Origin of the sequence: Constrictibacter sp. MBR-5, from assembly GCF_040549485.1 — a bacterium.
GTDB lineage: Bacteria > Pseudomonadota > Alphaproteobacteria > JAJUGE01 > JAJUGE01 > Constrictibacter.
Window position 1 is genome coordinate 1 of sequence record NZ_JBEPTK010000015.1, and the last position, 14951, is coordinate 14951.

Below are 14951 nucleotides of genomic sequence, written 5' to 3' on the forward strand. Positions count from 1 at the left end.
CATCGGCCGCATCGTCGACCTCTACTCGCCCGCCGAATGCGCGAATTACTTCGCCAAAGCAGGCTATGACGCAGATTGATCGGAAAACGCTCTAGAAGGGGCGCCGTTGATGCGCTCGATTTTCGGAACATCGCCAATGGTGTCGTCGGCGACGCTCCTCCGGAATCGCTCGGGTCGCTCTTGCTCGATATCGCCGATCTGGCTGATGGCGTTGCGACCGCGCTCGATATCCTGCACATGCACTTCTACCGTGATCGTCAAACCGGACGCCCCCGACACCCTTCGATGATTGATGTGGGGCGCACCCTGCTGCGCCGAGTAGACTTTAGTAAAACAGAAACGTACCGCGACTACACTCTAGGTATGATTATTCGCATTTGCTGCACGGGCGCAGATGGCGAGGAAACAGCGCGCGATATCTGTCTGCAGATTCGCGCGAAGGCGGAAATGACCTATCTTTCGCGCCATGAACTTAGGGGGGTGCTCAAGGGCTTATTCAAAGCTCAGCCGGGCGCAGCGCTCGATCTATTGCTGTTGCCGACGGCCGTGTCCACAAATCGCGGGCTGTTCCGGCCCGAGCTAGATTCCAAGACCCCGATTGAGAAAATGGATCCAGAGGTGCTGCGGCATTGGGCGGATAAAGACCCTGCTGAGCGCTATCCCGTGTTGAGCCGGGTCATCTCTACATTCGGAGGCAAGAGCGAGAATGATGAAAACGGCATGTCGCCGCTCTTCCTGATGTTGCTCGATAGTGCCCCGGACAAGCGTGCTTTTCTAGGGGACCTCTGGACACGCCTGCATCCGGTCACCTGGAGTGGGTCGCTAGCCGACATTTTGACGCAACGTAAGGCGCAGCTTATGGCATTGTGCGACAGCTCGCATGCCGTTGTCCGCGAGTGGGTTGAGGATCTCCTGCCCAAGTTGGATCATTGGATCGAGCAAGAGCGCAAGAACGACCGCGACGGCGAACAAAGCTTCGAGTGATGCCGTGAATTCGGAGACCTGTGGTCTTCGGCGAGGCCCGTTCGTCCTTCCCTCTCTAGGCACCCCATGACCCTCGATCTCTGGCTCCTCTACCTCCTCGCCGCCGTCGGCCTGTCGCTCACGCCGGGGCCGAACGGGTTGCTGTCGTTGACGCACGGGGCCTGTTTCGGGTTGCGGGCGACGGTGTGGACGGTGCTGGGCGGGGCGGTGGGGTTCTTCCTGCTGATCGCGGTGTCGCTGGCCGGGATGGGGACGCTGCTGGCCGCGTCGGAGCGGGCGTTCACGATCGCGAAGTGGGCGGGGGCCGCCTATCTGGTCTGGCTGGGCGTGCGGGTGTGGCGGGCGCCGCCGCCCTTCGCGACCCTGTCCGCCGCCACCGCAACACCGGCCCCCCTTCTACCCGCCGCCGGGCGTCCCCGGCTGTTTGGGGAGGGGTTCATGGTGGCGGTCAGCAACCCCAAGGCGCTGATCTTCTTCGCGGCGTTCCTCCCGCAGTTCATGGTGCCGGGCACGCCGTTCGCGATGCAGCTGGCCGTGTTCGGCGGCACCTTCGTGGCGGTGGAGTTCGTGTACGAGCTGCTGCTGGCGGCGATGGCGCAGCGGATCGCCCCCTGGCTCGGCCGCCACGGCCGCTGGTTCAACCGCGGTGCCGGCGTCACCTTCGTCGGCATCGGCGCCGCGCTGACGACCGCCAGCCGCTAGGGGGCGAGCCGTCAGCGGTCCGGCGAACGCCGGTTCTCGCCGCCCCGGCCCAGGCGCGGCTCGGTCCCGGCGCGCAGGCGGGCGATGTTGGTGCGGTGCAGCCAGACGACGTAGAGGCCGCCGGCGATCACCAGCAGGCGATAGGGCAGGGGCTGTTCCAGGGCGCAGACGAGGCCGATCGCCGTCGCCGCGGCGAGCATCGAGCCGAGGGAGACGATGCGGGAGAGTGCCAGCACGGTGGCGAAGGCCGCCGCCGCGCCCAGGCCGACCGGCCAGGACATGGCGAGCAGCACGCCCAGGCCGGTCGCCGCGGACTTGCCGCCGGTGAAGTTCAGCCAGACCGACCGGCTGTGCCCGAGCAGGGCGGCGAGCCCGTACAGGCAGACGGCCCAGGGCAGCCAGAGGGCCGGGTCGAACGGTGCGGCGGGCGCGAATCCCTGGACCCGCGGCTGGAGCCAGACGGCGAGCCCCACCGCCGCCGCCCCCTTCAGCGCATCGACCGCGAGCACCAGCAGCGCCGGCCCCTTGCCCACGGCGCGCAGCACGTTGGTCGCCCCGGTCGAGCCGGAGCCGTGCCGGCGGATGTCGATGCCGCGCAGCAGCCGCCCCGCCAGATAGCCCGTGGGCAGCGAGCCGAGGAGATAGGCCACCCCCAGCCCCAGCAGGTTGGCGATCCAGAAGACCATGGGTTCCTTTCGGGGGTTCCTCTCGGCGATGTTCGCGATCGAAAACATCGGCCGATGCGTACGGGTACGGCAACCGGCACCGCGTGAATTTTTCGCAACGCACCGACGCCGCCGCGGCGCGCGCGCCGTTGCCGGCTGGCGCTCCTAGGACCATATGCCTTCATCCGGCCCGGCGCCGGCCGCTGTCGGACATCGTGAACGCCGTCGAACCCCGAACCCGTAGGGGCCGGACAGGACCCCCACGAAAAGGAATGAAACACCATCGCCAGCCGACGCTCTGTGCAACATTCGGCGAAATGTGTTCCACACTGTTGCACAGGCGGGGCCCCACCCCATGAAAAGGGAAGGAAACCCCATGCTCGCCCCCGCCTCCCACTCCGTCATTGCGAGGCGCGCAGCGCCGAAGCAACCCAGGGCCGGCGCTCCGACGCCGACCGCCCGGGCTGCGGCCCTGGGTTGCTTCGCTTCGCTCGCAATGACGGCAAGAAGGGAAGGGGAGGGGCGCCCTCAGACCTCCTGATAGTTCAGCTTCAGGCCGGCCCGCTTCCACTCCACCGCGACCAGCTTGCCGGTCATCGACAGCGTGATGAACGCCGTCTTCAGGTCCGGCCCGCCGAAGCAGATGTTGGTGGTGTAGGGGTCGGGCATCTTCACGAAGTCCAGGATCTCGCCGTCGGGGGAGATCACGGTGATGCCGCCGCTGAACAGGGTGGCGACGCAGATGTTGCCGTCGGCGTCGACCGCCAGCGAGTCGAAATTCTGGTAGCCCGGCACGCTGGCCAGCACGCGCCCGCCGTTGGGCGAGGGCCAGGGGTCGCGGCGGATCTCGCCGGGGCCGGTGATCTCGAAGGCCCAGAGCCGGCCGGTCTGCGTCTCGGCCGCATAGAGGCGGTCGCCCGCGGGCGACAGGCCGACGCCGTTCGCCGTGACCATCGGGAAGGCGACTTCCTTGATCAGGCTGCCGTCGGCCTTGGCATACCACACGCCGCTGCGGTCCCAGTCGCGGGCGCGGGTCTTGCCCAGGTCGCTGAACCAGAAGCCGCCATGCGCGTCGAAGACGATGTCGTTCGGCCCGCGCAGCTTCACGTCGCCGGCCCCGGTGTAGAGCACCTCGACCGCGCCGGTCTCGAGGTCGATGCGCTCGATGCGGCCGCCGCTATAGTCCTCGGCCTGCAGGATCGGCCGGCGCTGGCCCGTTTCCTCGTGCCACTTGAAGCCGCCATTGTTGCAGACGTAGCACTTGCCGTCGGGTCCGATGGCGGCCCCGTTCGGCCCGCCGCCCGGCGTCGCGACGACCTGCTTCGTGCCGTCCGGCATCACCCGCGTCAGGGCGCCGGCGGCGATCTCGACCAGCACCACCGACCCGTCGGCCATGGCCACGGGCCCCTCGGGGAACTTCAGGTCGCTCGCGATTTCGCGCATCGTTTCCTCGTCGTCGTTGATTGGGCACATGCCGTGGCGCGATCCTGACGGCCGCCGGGCCGGTCGACAAGACGAGGGCGTCAGGCTGCCCGGCGCGCCTTCGCGGCGGTGCGGTGGTTGCGGTAGGCCGGGACCAGGACGACCAGGGCCAGCGCCGAGCAGATCAGGCCCAGTGCGGCGAAGTCGCGCCAGCCGAGCATCTCGCCGACGACCAGCGCGCTGCTCAGCACGCCGATGCACGGCACCACCAGCGTGCCGATGCCGGAGACCGTGGCCGGGAAGATCGTCACCACCCGGAACCAGGCGAAGTAGGCGAGGGCGTTGGCGCAGAAGGCGAGGTAGGCGATCGCGAGCCAGCCCGGCGTGTCGACGCGGGCGAAGGCGTGCTCCGGCGACACGAACAGCCAGATCACGCCGATGGGCAGCCAGCCGACCAGGATCTGCCAGCCGCCGAACGCCGTCAGGTCGACATGCCAGGTGCGCCGCTTCATCCAGACGGTGCCGAAGGCGAAGGAGATCGAGGCGCACAGAGTGAGGGCGGCACCCAGCGGCGCGTTGGTCAGGTTCGACAAGTCCTGGCTCATCAGCAGGGCGAGGCCGGAGACGCCCAGGCACAGGCCTGCGACGTGCGGCCACTTCACCCGCTCGCCCAGCAGGAAGACGGCGAAGAAGGTCGCCCAGATCGGCATGGTGTAGATGATCACCGCCGTCCGCCCCGGGCTCATCAGCGCCACGCCGGAGGTCATGCAGATCTGGAAGATCGACATGTTCGCGACCGCCAGGATCGCCATGTCGCGCCAGTAGATCCGCGGGATCCGCAGGCTGCCGCCCTGCAGCACGACGACCAGCAGCAGCGCTGCGCCGGAGATCGGCATGACCAGCACCCGGCTGGTCCAGACGTCCATCGAGCCGAGCGCGATGGCGGTCGCGGGATAGCTCAGCCCCCAGCACATCCAGACGACGGCCAGCAGCATGTAGCCCAGCCGTTCGCTCATGCCGGAGCGCGGGCGTCCCGCCCGCTATCCGGCCGGGAAGGTAAGATGGTGATGATGCTCAATGCTCCTGCGATTCCCGCTCCGGCGCCTGGATCGTCACGCCGCCGTCGACCACCAGGGTCTGGCCGGTGATGTACCGCGCCCGATCGGAAAGCAGGAACCGTACCGCTTGCCCGACATCCCAGCCGCTGCCCTCGATCTTCAGCACGGAAGCCTTGCGGCGCTGGTCGCGCGCCGCATCGGTCATGCCGCGGGCATAGACCATTGGCGTGTACATCGGCCCCGGCGCCACGCAGTTGACCCGGATGCCGTCGCGGCCGTGATCGACCGCCATCGCCCGAGTCAGCGCGATCACCGCCCCCTTCGATGTGGTGTAGGAGGTCAGGCCGCGCGGCCGGAGGGCGGAGATCGAGGAGACGTTGACGATGGCGCCGCCGCCGGTGCGGATCATCGCCGGGATCGCATATTTCGAGGTCAGGAACATGGTCTCGACGTTGACCTGCATGACCCGGCGCCAGGTCTCGGCCGGCTCGTCGACGACGCTGCCGCGGCTGCCGATGCCGACATTGTTGTCGAGATAGTCGAGCCGCCCGAAATGATCGAGGGCCGCCGTGACCATGGCGCTGCACTGGGATTCGCTGGTGACGTCGGTGGCGTGCGCCGCCGCCTCGCCGCCCTCGGCCCTGATGATCGCGGCGGTCGCTTCGGCCAGGGCGAGCTCGCGGTCGACGACCAGCACCTTCGTCCCCGACCGCGCCAGCAGGATCGCCGCCGCGCGGCCGTTGCCCACGCCGTCGCCCGCGGCACCGCCGCCGGCGATGATCGCCACCTTGCCGGCGAGGCCGGAATCGTCCTGGTCCTTGTCCATCATGCGCGTCCTCCTGGTTTCTTCGGGTCGGTCAGGCGAGGCCGAAATCGCTCGCCCACAGCGGTTCGAGCCGCCGGATCGCCTCGTCGGGCAGCGGCCCCAGGGCGTAGGCCGCCAGCGCCTCGTCCAGATGGGCCAGGGTGGCGATGCCGAAGTCGATGCAGGCGATGTCGGGGTTGGCGAGTGCGAAGCGGATCGCCGTCTGGGCCGGCGTCCCGAAATCCGCACCCAGCGCCTCCCGCACGGCGGCGGCCCGGGCGAAGTCGCGGTCCAGTTCGGCACCCGACGCGATCACCACCTCGCGGCCGTGCCGCTCCGGGCTCGCCAGCGCGCCGCCGGCCATGGCGCGGATGTTCATGATCGCCGTGCCGTGCCGTTTGCACGCGGCGATCAGGCCGGAGAAATCCTGCGCCGGCCACCCCGCCGGCGCCCTGGTCCAGGCGGCGCTCGGGTTCAGCATGTTGTAGTAGACCTGCGCCGAATCGAACCGGCCGCTGTTCGCGACCTGCATCAGCGCATGCGTCTCGCCCAGCGCGGTGAAGCCGGATGCCGCGATCAAGCCGCGCGCCTTCAGCGCGTCGAGCGCATCGGCCACCCCCTCCTTGCGCAGGACGTGCTCTACCGGCATCGCCCGGTTCGGGTCGCCGCCGCCCAGTTGGTTGTGCAGCTGGAACAGCTCGATCCGCTCCAGGTCGAGCCGTTTCAGGCTGGCCTCCAGGCAGCGTTCGACCGCGCCCCGGATGTCGAACAGGTCGGCGGGCTTCAGGCGGAACTTGGTCGAGATTCGCGGCCGCGGGTGGAGCGTCGGCAGGTGGCGGCCGATCGTCTCCTCGGAGACGCCGTTGCCGTATTGGGCGGCCGTGTCGATCCAGTCGATCCCGGCGGCGACGGTCCGTTCCAGGGCGGTGCGGCGAGTGTCCTCGTCGGCGAGGATCAGGATCCCGCCGACGATGCCGCCACCGAGCACCAGTTCGGGGATCTCCATGCCGGTTCGGCCGAAGGGGCGCTTGTGCATGGGCTCAATCCTCTTTCGCGACGCGGACGACCAGTTTGCCGGTGTTCCCGCCCCGGAACAGCATGGTCAGGCCCTCCGGCGCGCGCTCCAGACCGTCGAGGACGTGCAGGCGCTGCTTCAGGCGTCCCGCCTTCAGGTGCCCGGAGAGCCAGCGCCGCGCCTCGTCGTAGCGATCGGCATAGTCGAAGACCAGGAAGCCTTCGATCCGCGCCCGCTTGCCGATCAGCACGCCCATGTTGCGTATGCCGTAGACCTCGGCGGTGGCGGTCTGCGAGATGCGCCCGCAGACGGCGATCCGGCCGCGCAGCCGGATGGCGCCCAGCGCGGCGTCCAGCGTCGGCCCGCCGACATTGTCGAAATAGACGTCGATGCCGTCGGGGCAGGTGCGCCGGATGGCGGCCTTGATGTCGGGCTCGGCCTTGTAGTCGATGGCCTCGTCGAAGCCGAGTTCGCGGGTGACGAAGGCGCATTTCTCGGGACCGCCCGCCGTGCCGACGACGCGGCAGCCGGCCAGCTTGGCGATCTGGCCGGCCATCTGACCGACGCCGCCCGATGCCGCCGAGACCAGAACCGTCTCGCCCGCCTTGGCCGCACCCACGTCGAGGATGCCGAAATAGGCGGTGAGGGCGGTGCCGCCGAGCGGCCCGATCCAGTCGAGCGCCGACCCCAGCGCCGGGTCGAGCCTTTGGAGCACGCTGCCCGGCAGCGTCGTGTGGGTCTGCCAGCCGAGCCGCGCCTGGACGAGGTCGCCGGGCCGGACGGTCGGCGAGCGCGACTCCAGCACGCGGCCGATGCCGCCAGCCCGCATCACCTCGCCGGGCAGCACCGGCTCGACATAGCCGGGATTCTCGCTGATCCAGACCCGCATCGCCGGATCGACCGACAGCAGCAGCGTCTCGATCAGCACTTCGCCCTCGGCGGGCGCCCGGACGGGCTGCTCGTCCATCGCGAAATGCTCCGGCCCAGCCAGCCCCGTTGGCCGCTCCTTCAGCGTGACGCGCCTGTTCATCAGCGTCATGCGGATCCTCCCTCGTCCCTCGGCTTCCTTGGGCGCTAGTCTAGAGGCAAATCACAAGAGTACGGGAGGGACCCCCATGAGCGCAGTCGGCGGACCGCTGGTCGCGGTGTTCACCAAGAACCTGACGAATCCCGCCTATGACGGTGCACGCGCCGGGGCTGATCGGGTGGCGGCGCGGTTCGGCGGGCGGGCGCGGCATTTCGTGCCGACGATCCCCGACGACGTGGATCAGCAGATCGCGCTGGTCGATACGGCCCTGGCGGAGCGGCCAGATGCGGTGGTGATGATCCCCGCCCACCCGACGGCACTGCTCCCGGCCCTTGCGAAGGTCCACGCCGCCGGCATCCCGGTCGTGACGGCGGTCAGCCGGGCGGAGGATCCGCAGGTGCTCTGCCACGTCGGTGCGGACGACGAGGCCGTCGCCTTCGGCATCGCGATATACCTCTTCGATCACCTGGGCGGCCGTGGCGACGTGCTGCTGGTCGGCGGCCATCCCAATTCCTCGACGACCCACGACCGCGAGCGCGGCTTCCGCGCCTCCGTCGCGCAGCATCCCGGCATTCGCATTGCCGGCGTTGTCCGCGGCGACTATCAGCGCGAGCCGGGCCGGGCGGCGATGGAGCGGGTGCTGGCCGAGGGCGCCCGGTTCGATGCCGTCTTCGCCGCCAACGACCAGAGCGCCCTCGGCGTCATCGACGCGCTGAAGGCGGCCGGCCGCCGGGCGCCGGTCGTCGGCGTGAACGCCATACCGGCGGCGGTGACGGCGATCCGGGCGGGCGACCTGCTGGCGACGGCGGCCTACGACGCCATGTCGATCGCCTCCATCGCGGCCGAGGCCGTGCTGCGCCATCTGCGGGGCGAGCGCCTGCAGCGGGAGATCATGCTGCCGGTCGCGATCGTCGACGCCGCGAACTGTGCCGCATGGGACGTGCCCTACGAAGCGCGCCGGACGCCACCCTGGGAGACGGCCGTTCCCCATTGAGCCGGCCGCGCTATCCGCCTCCGGCAGGTTTCCTTTGCGCCCGCATGGCCTACTTCCAGCGCGGTCATGCCCATCCTCCGCATCATCGGTCTCCTGCTCGTGCTGAAGCTTCTCGTCGCCTGTTCGGGCTCCGCCTTCGTAAACGCCCTGACGCCACGCTCGGGCTATACGGTCGAGCGGGGCATCGGCTACAGCGAAGGGCCGCGGCGGCGCCTCGACCTCTACATGCCGGACGACGCCGGTCCTGACGCACCCGTCCTCGTCTTCCTCTATGGCGGCGGCTGGGATTCCGGCGACCGCGCGATGTACCGCTTCGTCGGCCAGGCCTTCGCTGCCCGCGGCTATGTGACGGTGATCCCGGACTACCGGATCTATCCGGAAGTGCTCTGGCCCGACTTTCTCGACGACGGTGCCGCGGCGGTCGCCTGGGCGCGGGAGAACGCCCCCTCGCGCGGGCCGCTGCTGCTCGCCGGGCATTCGGCGGGCGCCTACAACGCGGCGATGCTGGCGCTCGACCGGCGCTGGCTGGAGGCGCAGGGGGCGTCGCCGGCGGCCCTCGCGGCCGTCGCGGGACTCGCCGGGCCCTACGACTTTCTTCCGCTCCAGGATGAGGATCTGAAGATCATCTTCGGGCCGGAGAAGGAGCGGCCGCGTACGCAGCCGATCAACTATGTCGACGGCAGTGGCCCGCCGATGCTGCTGGTCACCGGCGGCGGCGACACCACCGTCGATCCTGCGAACAGCACCCGCCTCGCCGAACGGATCCGCCAGAAGGGCGGCACGGCAGAGGTGAAGGTCTATGACCGGGTCGGCCACATCGCCATCGTGGGCGCGCTGGCGGCGCCGTTGCGGCACCTGGCGCCGGTGCTGGACGACATGGACCGCTTCTTCCGCCGGACTATTGCCGCCGATCGTGTCGCCGCCGATCCCGTCAAACCGGGGGCGCGAACAGATCGCCCTGCGGTCCCGGATAGGTGATCCGGCCGTCATCGGCGACGCGCGCACCCTTGCTCAGCGCCGCGGCCTCGACCCTGTCTTCGCTCAGGATGTGCATCACAGCGACGTCTGCTGCCAGCAGGTAGTCCGCGATCAGACGGCGATGGCAGCGCCACCACACGGCTTCGGCGCACATCACCACCGTCCGCCGTTCGCCGGCCAGCCGCATCAGTTCGGCCAAGCCGGCCCGGAACGGCGGCGTCAGGGCATAGTCGGCATAGTTGCGGAAGCCCGGTTCGCGCCAGAGCGTATTGGGCGAGCCTGCCGCGTCCTTGCGGCTGGCGCGGCGGCCACCGAGGTCCGGCAGGTGTACGTAACCGATGCCGGCGTCGGCCAGTGCGGCCTCCAGCACATCCGCATTGAACTGCGGGTTGGTGCGCGACCGGGGGAACGCACGCACGTCGGCGACGAGCGCGATGCCCGACTGCGCGAGCAGCGCCAGGAACGCCGCCTGTGTCCGGTTCGAATGGCCGACTGTCCAGATCGTCATGCCCTATCAACGCGGTCCGACGGCTCCGGTGCCCCTATCGGGATGTGCCCAGGATGCAGCGGCGAGCGGGTATCCGCCGCACTGTGTGAATTGCCGATTGCGGGCAGCGGGGCGAGCCAATACACCCGGATGGACGGGCAAACGGCATCCGCATTCGGCAGATGGGCCGGGCCGGCTCACGCGGCGAGGCGGAATGGGCAGCGCGTTCCTTGGGCTGGTGGCGATCGTGGCGGGCGCCTTCCTGCTGCAGGTCTCCAACGGCTGGCTCGGCATCCTGGTGCCGCTCGAGCTCGGTGTCGAAGGCTATCCGGCGGCGGTGATCGGCCTCGTCGTCACCGCGCATTCGGTGGGCTTTCTGGTCGGCTGCATCTTCGCGCCGCGGCTGGTCCGGTCGCTCGGTCATATCCGCGCCTTCGCTGTGCTGGCGGCGGCGGTTTCGGTCGCGACGATGGCGTTCACCGCCACCGTCGATCCCTGGCTCTGGGGGCCGCTGCGGCTCGTCACCGGCTTCTGCTCGGCCGGGCTGTTCACCATCGCCGAGAGCTGGATCAGCGCCCAGACTCCGTCCCAGTTCCGCGGCCGGGTGCTCAGCCTCTACATGCTGTCCAACAAGGTGGCGCTCGCCGGCGGACAGCTGCTGCTCGCCTTCAGCAACGCCGACGCGTCGGTCTACTTCCTCGTCGCCGCAGCGTGCTATTCGCTCTCGCTCATTCCGGTTGCCTCGACCCACGGTGCCACGCCGTCGCAGCCCGAACTGATGACGCTCAGCCTGCGCAAGCTCTACCGGATCGCGCCAGTGGGAATCGTCGGAGCGGTGGCGACCGGGCTGGTGAACGGCGCGATCCTGGGCGTGGCGCCTGTCTACGTGGTCGAGATCGGCCAGTCGCCGGCGATGGCGGCGATCCTGGTCGCGATCATGCAGAGCGGCAGCCTAGTGATGCAGTGGCCGCTCGGCTGGCTGTCGGACCGCTACGAGCGCCGGATCGTCATCCTGATCGCCTCGCTCGTCGTGGCCGTCGTTTCCGCCGCCATCGCCTTCCTCGGCGGCACGTTCCCGCAGGCTCTCTACCCGCTCGCCGTGCTGTGGGGCGGCTGTGCGCTCTCGATCTACGCCCTCTGCCTTGCCCATGCCGGCGACTTCGCCGAGCCGCACGAGATGGTGCCGCTGGCCAGCAGCCTGCTCCTCTCCTGGGCCGCCGGTGCGGCGGCCGGGCCGTTCATGGCGGCGGCCTTCATGGAGATGGTCGGGCCGGGCGGCCTGTTTCTTTATTCCGCGGTCATCGCGGCGTTCCTTGCCGGCTTCGTGGTCTGGCGCATGACGCGCCGCGCCGCGCCGAAGCCTGAGGATCGGGAGCGGTTCGTTGCGATGCCGGTGATGACCAGCCCGGGCAGCGCGCGTATGGATCCGCGGTCGCCCGAGGCGGAGGGATCCGGCGACGGCTGAGGGCGCGTCAGCCGCTCATCGTCAGGCCGCCGCTGACCGACAGCACCTGCCCGGTGACGTAGCTGGCGCGCGGACTGGCGAAGAACAGGATGGCGTTTGCGAGGTCCTGCGGCGTGCCGAGGCGGCGGAACGGGATGACGCGCAGCAGCGCCTCGCGCATCCGGTCCGGCTGGGCCGCGAACAGCGGCGTGTCGGTGGGGCCCGGGCAGACGCAGTTCACGCAGATGCCGTGGCGCGCCATCTCGCGCGCCAGACTCTTGGTGAAAGCGATGACGCCGCCCTTGGCGCCGGCATAGACTGTCTCGCCCATCGAACCGACGCGGCCGGCGTCGGAGGAGACGTTCACGATCATGCCCTGCTGCGCCTCGATCATCGGCGGCAGGAAGGCCTTGGCGACGCGGACCTGCCCCAGATAGTTCAGGCTGACGATCTTCTCGATGAACGCCTCGTCGTTCTGCATGAAGGGTTCGATCCGGTCCCAGCCGGCGACGTTCACCAGGATGTCCATCCGGCCATAGCGGCCGTTGACGTCGGCGGCGACGGCGTTCACGGCGTCCCAGGACGTCACGTCCATCACCACCCCCTCGGCGCTGCCGCCGGCCGCGTCGACGGCCTTCACCATCTCGGACAGACGCGCCTCGTCCAGGTCGGCTCCGACCACATGGGCGCCGGCCTCCGCCAGGGTCTCCGCGGTGGCGCGGCCTATGCCGGATGCCGCACCGGTGACCAGCGCCGTCTTGCCCTTCAGATCGATCATGGTCGTTTCCCTCAACCCTTTCGCTTGTTCAGGAAGGCTTCGACCAGCCGGCGCGCCTCCGGTGTGCGGATCAGGTCCCGCGTCACGTCGACCTCGCGCTCGAAGCCCTCGCCGCCCGGACGTGCCGCCTCGGCGATGCAGCTCTTGCAGGCGCGCAGCGCCGGGCGCGACAGCCCGCCGAGGCGGGCCACCAGCTTCTCGGCCTGCTCCGCAACCCGATCGCGCGGCGCCGCCCACTGGACCAGGCCGAGCGCCACCGCTTCGCTGCCGCGGACGGGATCGCCGGTGAGGATCATGCGGGAAGCGACGCTCCTGCCGCAGAGACGGGTGAGACGCTGCGTGCCGCCGGCACCGGGGACGAGGCCGATGGTCACTTCCGGCAGGCCGAGCCAAGCCTCCTCGGCGGCGATGCGCAGGTCGCAGGCGAGCGTCAGCTCCAGGCCGCCGCCCATGGCTGTGCCGCCGATCTCGGCGACGGTGACGCAGGGCAGCGTCTCGATCCGCCGGAAAAGCCGCTGGAACGCGGCGACCTCCTCGGAGAAGCGCAGATGGCCGTCATCCAGGCCGAAGCGTTCCTCGACCTGCCGAAGATCCGCGCCGGCACAGAAGACCTGCTGGTCGCTGCGGATATGAAGAACGGCGATCTCACCGTCGGCGTCGAGCCGGTCGAGCAATGCCCCGAAGCCGGCGATCCACGCATTGTTGATCGCGTTGACCGGCGGGCGCGAGAGGGTGATGACGGCCTTGGGGCCATCCGCTTCCAGCCTGAACACCGTTCACCCGTCCTCGTGAATCCTGGTGTCCCAGCTTGTCCCGAACGCGCCGCCGTTCCAATAGGCAGGCGCCTTGGGGACTAGTAGGGGCGGGCCGCTACCGCCGCTACCGCCACCGCCGGCTTCGGCTCCTGCTGTGCCTGCTGCTTGGCCATCAGTTCGCTCAGTACGGTGCGGATGATGGGCAGGGCCTCCTCGCGCGGCATGCCCGACCGGATGCGCCGGTCGTAGAGCGCGCGCAGCAGCATCTCGTCGGCGTCGGTCATCTCGACGACGTGGTCGTTCTCGCAGAACAGCGAGGGGCGATAGTGGCAGGCGTCGTTGGCCAGCCCGAGCACCTGAACCAGCTCCTCGAGGATGCAGTGCCGGCGCTGCGCTTCTGGAATGTCAGTCCCGATCGCGATCGCGCCCGACTTGATGGCGCCTCGGTCCCGGCCCTCGCGGCCGCCGATCGCCAGGGCGATGCAGGCGCTGGTCTCGACCCAGCGGCGGAACTCCGGATCGTCGCGGCGGCCGGGCATCTTCGCGAAATCGGCGCGCGGGTAGAAGCCGAAGCGCAGGGTCGCCCCGTCGACCGAATCGGCGGCCCGCACGCGAATGCCCGTCAGGCTCTCGATCGCCTGGATATGGCCGCCGATCGCCTTGAGATACGGGTGGACGTCCCAGCCGGGTGCGGCGAAGAGAGCCAGGCGGAGGTCGCCGTTCCACTTCTGGACGATTCCGGCCGACTTGCCGTGCTCGTGCCCGAAGGCGACGGCCTCGAACTGACGCGCGACCTCGTCGAGGTTCGGTTGCGCTTCGGCGCGCATGCCAGCCAGGGAAGCTGTCAGGCATACGGCGATCGCAAGGACGGCCCGGCGTAGCGCGGAGCCGTGATCCATGAGTGACGGCAGCATTTACCCAGTGTGACTCCCGATCCCTTATGACTTCTTACCGGGCCTTCTGCAGCGGGCACCTTGTTACCTCGGGGCGGACCTCTTCGAGCCTCGTCCCCCGGAGCGCCACCCCCTCAGACGACGCTCCATGACGGAAAGGCTACGGGATCGCGAAAGCGGGGCGCAAGGCCGTTCGCGCGTGCGGTCCGACCCTCTTGAAAGCGTGACATTCTGGCACGACATCGTCGTCACGGTCGGTGCCACCGAAGTGGGTCGGCCGGATGATGCGCAAGGCGGCATGTCCATTCGGAATGCCAGAGCCACGCGCCGGTATCGCTCAACGGAGGATATCCATGCGTACTTACGACTTCTCGCCCCTTTTCCGTTCGACCGTCGGGTTCGACCGCGTGTCGCGTCTCCTCGACGCGGCCCTGCAGGGTGCCGACAGCGGCCAGGGCTATCCCCCCTACAACATCGCCAAGGTCGGTGAGGACCAGTACCGGATCACGATGGCGGTCGCCGGCTTCACCGAGGCTGACGTCGAGCTGGTCCAGCAGGAGAACACCCTGCTCGTCCGCGGCCGGCGTGCGGAGAGCGACGACGAGGGGGTCAGCTACCTGCACCGCGGGATCGCCAGCCGTTCGTTCGAGCACCGCTTCCAGCTTGCCGACCACATTCAGGTGAGCGGGGCTTCGCTGGAGAACGGCCTGCTCGACATCCAGCTCGTGCGCGAGGTGCCCGAGGCGAAGAAGCCTCGTGTGATCTCGGTCCGCCGTGCGGATGCCGACACCTCGGCGCAGATCTCGCACGCAGCCTGACCCGAACGGCACCTTCGGCCATCGGCTGGAGTATGGGGGCGGCGCCCGACCGGGCGCCGCCTATTTTCAGTGTGGGTCGCAGGGCCTTGTCCGCGGCGTCGCTGGCGCGGAAGATCGCCCGAGAAA

The 14951-nt window shown here is 69.3% G+C and carries 16 protein-coding genes; 6 read left to right on the forward strand and 10 right to left on the reverse strand.

Features of this window, described 5'->3' with window-relative positions; genetic code table 11:
- Window positions 1–75: 75 nt before the first annotated feature.
- Together ABIE65_RS22715 and ABIE65_RS22720 are read left to right on the forward strand one after the other, a co-directional pair.
- Entirely contained in the window at window positions 76–984 is a 909-nt protein-coding gene (locus ABIE65_RS22715) for a hypothetical protein (RefSeq protein WP_354080914.1), read from the forward strand.
- A gap of 66 nt (window positions 985–1050) precedes the next feature.
- A complete protein-coding gene (locus ABIE65_RS22720; protein ID WP_354080916.1) occupies window positions 1051–1686 on the forward strand; it encodes a LysE family translocator in 636 nt (211 codons plus the stop codon).
- 11 nt (window positions 1687–1697) lie between these two features.
- On the opposite strand, the gene plsY is transcribed toward ABIE65_RS22720, so the two are convergent.
- From plsY to ABIE65_RS22750, 6 genes are all read right to left on the reverse strand, one after another.
- A complete protein-coding gene (gene plsY / locus ABIE65_RS22725; RefSeq protein ID WP_354080918.1) occupies window positions 1698–2372 on the reverse strand; it encodes a glycerol-3-phosphate 1-O-acyltransferase PlsY in 675 nt (224 codons plus the stop codon).
- 507 nt (window positions 2373–2879) lie between these two features.
- A complete protein-coding gene (locus tag ABIE65_RS22730) occupies window positions 2880–3794 on the reverse strand; it encodes an SMP-30/gluconolactonase/LRE family protein (RefSeq protein ID WP_354080920.1) in 915 nt (304 codons plus the stop codon).
- Window positions 3795–3874: 80 nt separating this feature from the next.
- The gene (locus ABIE65_RS22735; RefSeq protein WP_354080921.1) at window positions 3875–4789 is read right to left on the reverse strand and encodes a DMT family transporter; all 915 of its coding nucleotides are present in this window, start codon (window positions 4787–4789) and stop codon (window positions 3875–3877) included.
- Between the two features lie 58 nt (window positions 4790–4847).
- On the reverse strand, window positions 4848–5660 hold the full coding sequence (locus ABIE65_RS22740) for an SDR family NAD(P)-dependent oxidoreductase (protein WP_354080923.1): 813 nt from the start codon (window positions 5658–5660) through the stop codon (window positions 4848–4850).
- Between the two features lie 28 nt (window positions 5661–5688).
- Window positions 5689–6672 (reverse strand): aldo/keto reductase, encoded by a 984-nt coding sequence (locus ABIE65_RS22745; protein WP_354080925.1) that lies wholly within the window; start codon window positions 6670–6672, stop codon window positions 5689–5691.
- Window positions 6673–6676: 4 nt separating this feature from the next.
- Window positions 6677–7690, reverse strand: a complete 1014-nt coding sequence (locus ABIE65_RS22750; protein WP_354080927.1) for an NADP-dependent oxidoreductase — start codon at window positions 7688–7690, stop codon at window positions 6677–6679.
- Between the two features lie 76 nt (window positions 7691–7766).
- Here ABIE65_RS22750 and ABIE65_RS22755 point away from each other — a divergent pair, with 76 nt between their 5' ends.
- Window positions 7767–8672, forward strand: coding sequence for a sugar ABC transporter substrate-binding protein (locus tag ABIE65_RS22755; protein WP_354080929.1), 906 nt, complete (start codon window positions 7767–7769; stop codon window positions 8670–8672).
- Between the two features lie 66 nt (window positions 8673–8738).
- Window positions 8739–9650 carry an alpha/beta hydrolase gene (locus ABIE65_RS22760; protein WP_354080931.1) on the forward strand — a complete coding sequence of 304 codons (912 nt, stop codon included), beginning with the start codon at window positions 8739–8741 and terminating at the stop codon, window positions 9648–9650.
- Here the strand turns inward: ABIE65_RS22760 and ABIE65_RS22765 are convergent.
- Window positions 9604–10158 (reverse strand): DUF488 domain-containing protein, encoded by a 555-nt coding sequence (locus ABIE65_RS22765; protein ID WP_354080933.1) that lies wholly within the window; start codon window positions 10156–10158, stop codon window positions 9604–9606. The genes ABIE65_RS22760 and ABIE65_RS22765 overlap by 47 nt on opposite strands.
- Before the next feature lie 193 nt (window positions 10159–10351).
- Between ABIE65_RS22765 and ABIE65_RS22770 the strand changes: the two genes are divergently transcribed.
- Window positions 10352–11602 (forward strand): MFS transporter, encoded by a 1251-nt coding sequence (locus ABIE65_RS22770; RefSeq protein WP_354080935.1) that lies wholly within the window; start codon window positions 10352–10354, stop codon window positions 11600–11602.
- Window positions 11603–11609: 7 nt separating this feature from the next.
- On the opposite strand, the gene ABIE65_RS22775 is transcribed toward ABIE65_RS22770, so the two are convergent.
- The 3 genes from ABIE65_RS22775 to ABIE65_RS22785 all read right to left on the reverse strand — a co-directional run bounded on the left by ABIE65_RS22775 (window position 11610) and on the right by ABIE65_RS22785 (window position 14028).
- On the reverse strand, window positions 11610–12359 hold the full coding sequence (locus ABIE65_RS22775; protein ID WP_354080937.1) for an SDR family NAD(P)-dependent oxidoreductase: 750 nt from the start codon (window positions 12357–12359) through the stop codon (window positions 11610–11612).
- An 11-nt stretch (window positions 12360–12370) separates the two neighbouring features.
- The gene (locus ABIE65_RS22780; RefSeq protein ID WP_354080938.1) at window positions 12371–13132 is read right to left on the reverse strand and encodes an enoyl-CoA hydratase/isomerase family protein; all 762 of its coding nucleotides are present in this window, start codon (window positions 13130–13132) and stop codon (window positions 12371–12373) included.
- Between the two features lie 80 nt (window positions 13133–13212).
- Entirely contained in the window at window positions 13213–14028 is an 816-nt protein-coding gene (locus tag ABIE65_RS22785) for a DUF2927 domain-containing protein (protein WP_354080939.1), read from the reverse strand.
- A gap of 332 nt (window positions 14029–14360) precedes the next feature.
- Between ABIE65_RS22785 and ABIE65_RS22790 the strand changes: the two genes are divergently transcribed.
- A complete protein-coding gene (locus ABIE65_RS22790; protein ID WP_354080940.1) occupies window positions 14361–14825 on the forward strand; it encodes an Hsp20 family protein in 465 nt (154 codons plus the stop codon).
- Window positions 14826–14951: the final 126 nt, after the last annotated feature.

Coding starts and splice junctions, on each gene's coding strand:
- ABIE65_RS22720 (WP_354080916.1), top strand. CDS start 1,051: ATGACCCTCGATCTCTGGCTCCTCTACCTCCTCGCCGCCGTCGGCCTG.
- plsY (WP_354080918.1), bottom strand. CDS start 2,372: ATGGTCTTCTGGATCGCCAACCTGCTGGGGCTGGGGGTGGCCTATCTC.
- ABIE65_RS22730 (WP_354080920.1), bottom strand. CDS start 3,794: ATGCGCGAAATCGCGAGCGACCTGAAGTTCCCCGAGGGGCCCGTGGCC.
- ABIE65_RS22735 (WP_354080921.1), bottom strand. CDS start 4,789: ATGAGCGAACGGCTGGGCTACATGCTGCTGGCCGTCGTCTGGATGTGC.
- ABIE65_RS22740 (WP_354080923.1), bottom strand. CDS start 5,660: ATGATGGACAAGGACCAGGACGATTCCGGCCTCGCCGGCAAGGTGGCG.
- ABIE65_RS22745 (WP_354080925.1), bottom strand. CDS start 6,672: ATGCACAAGCGCCCCTTCGGCCGAACCGGCATGGAGATCCCCGAACTG.
- ABIE65_RS22750 (WP_354080927.1), bottom strand. CDS start 7,690: ATGACGCTGATGAACAGGCGCGTCACGCTGAAGGAGCGGCCAACGGGG.
- ABIE65_RS22755 (WP_354080929.1), top strand. CDS start 7,767: ATGAGCGCAGTCGGCGGACCGCTGGTCGCGGTGTTCACCAAGAACCTG.
- ABIE65_RS22760 (WP_354080931.1), top strand. CDS start 8,739: ATGCCCATCCTCCGCATCATCGGTCTCCTGCTCGTGCTGAAGCTTCTC.
- ABIE65_RS22765 (WP_354080933.1), bottom strand. CDS start 10,158: ATGACGATCTGGACAGTCGGCCATTCGAACCGGACACAGGCGGCGTTC.
- ABIE65_RS22770 (WP_354080935.1), top strand. CDS start 10,352: ATGGGCAGCGCGTTCCTTGGGCTGGTGGCGATCGTGGCGGGCGCCTTC.
- ABIE65_RS22775 (WP_354080937.1), bottom strand. CDS start 12,359: ATGATCGATCTGAAGGGCAAGACGGCGCTGGTCACCGGTGCGGCATCC.
- ABIE65_RS22785 (WP_354080939.1), bottom strand. CDS start 14,028: ATGCTGCCGTCACTCATGGATCACGGCTCCGCGCTACGCCGGGCCGTC.
- ABIE65_RS22790 (WP_354080940.1), top strand. CDS start 14,361: ATGCGTACTTACGACTTCTCGCCCCTTTTCCGTTCGACCGTCGGGTTC.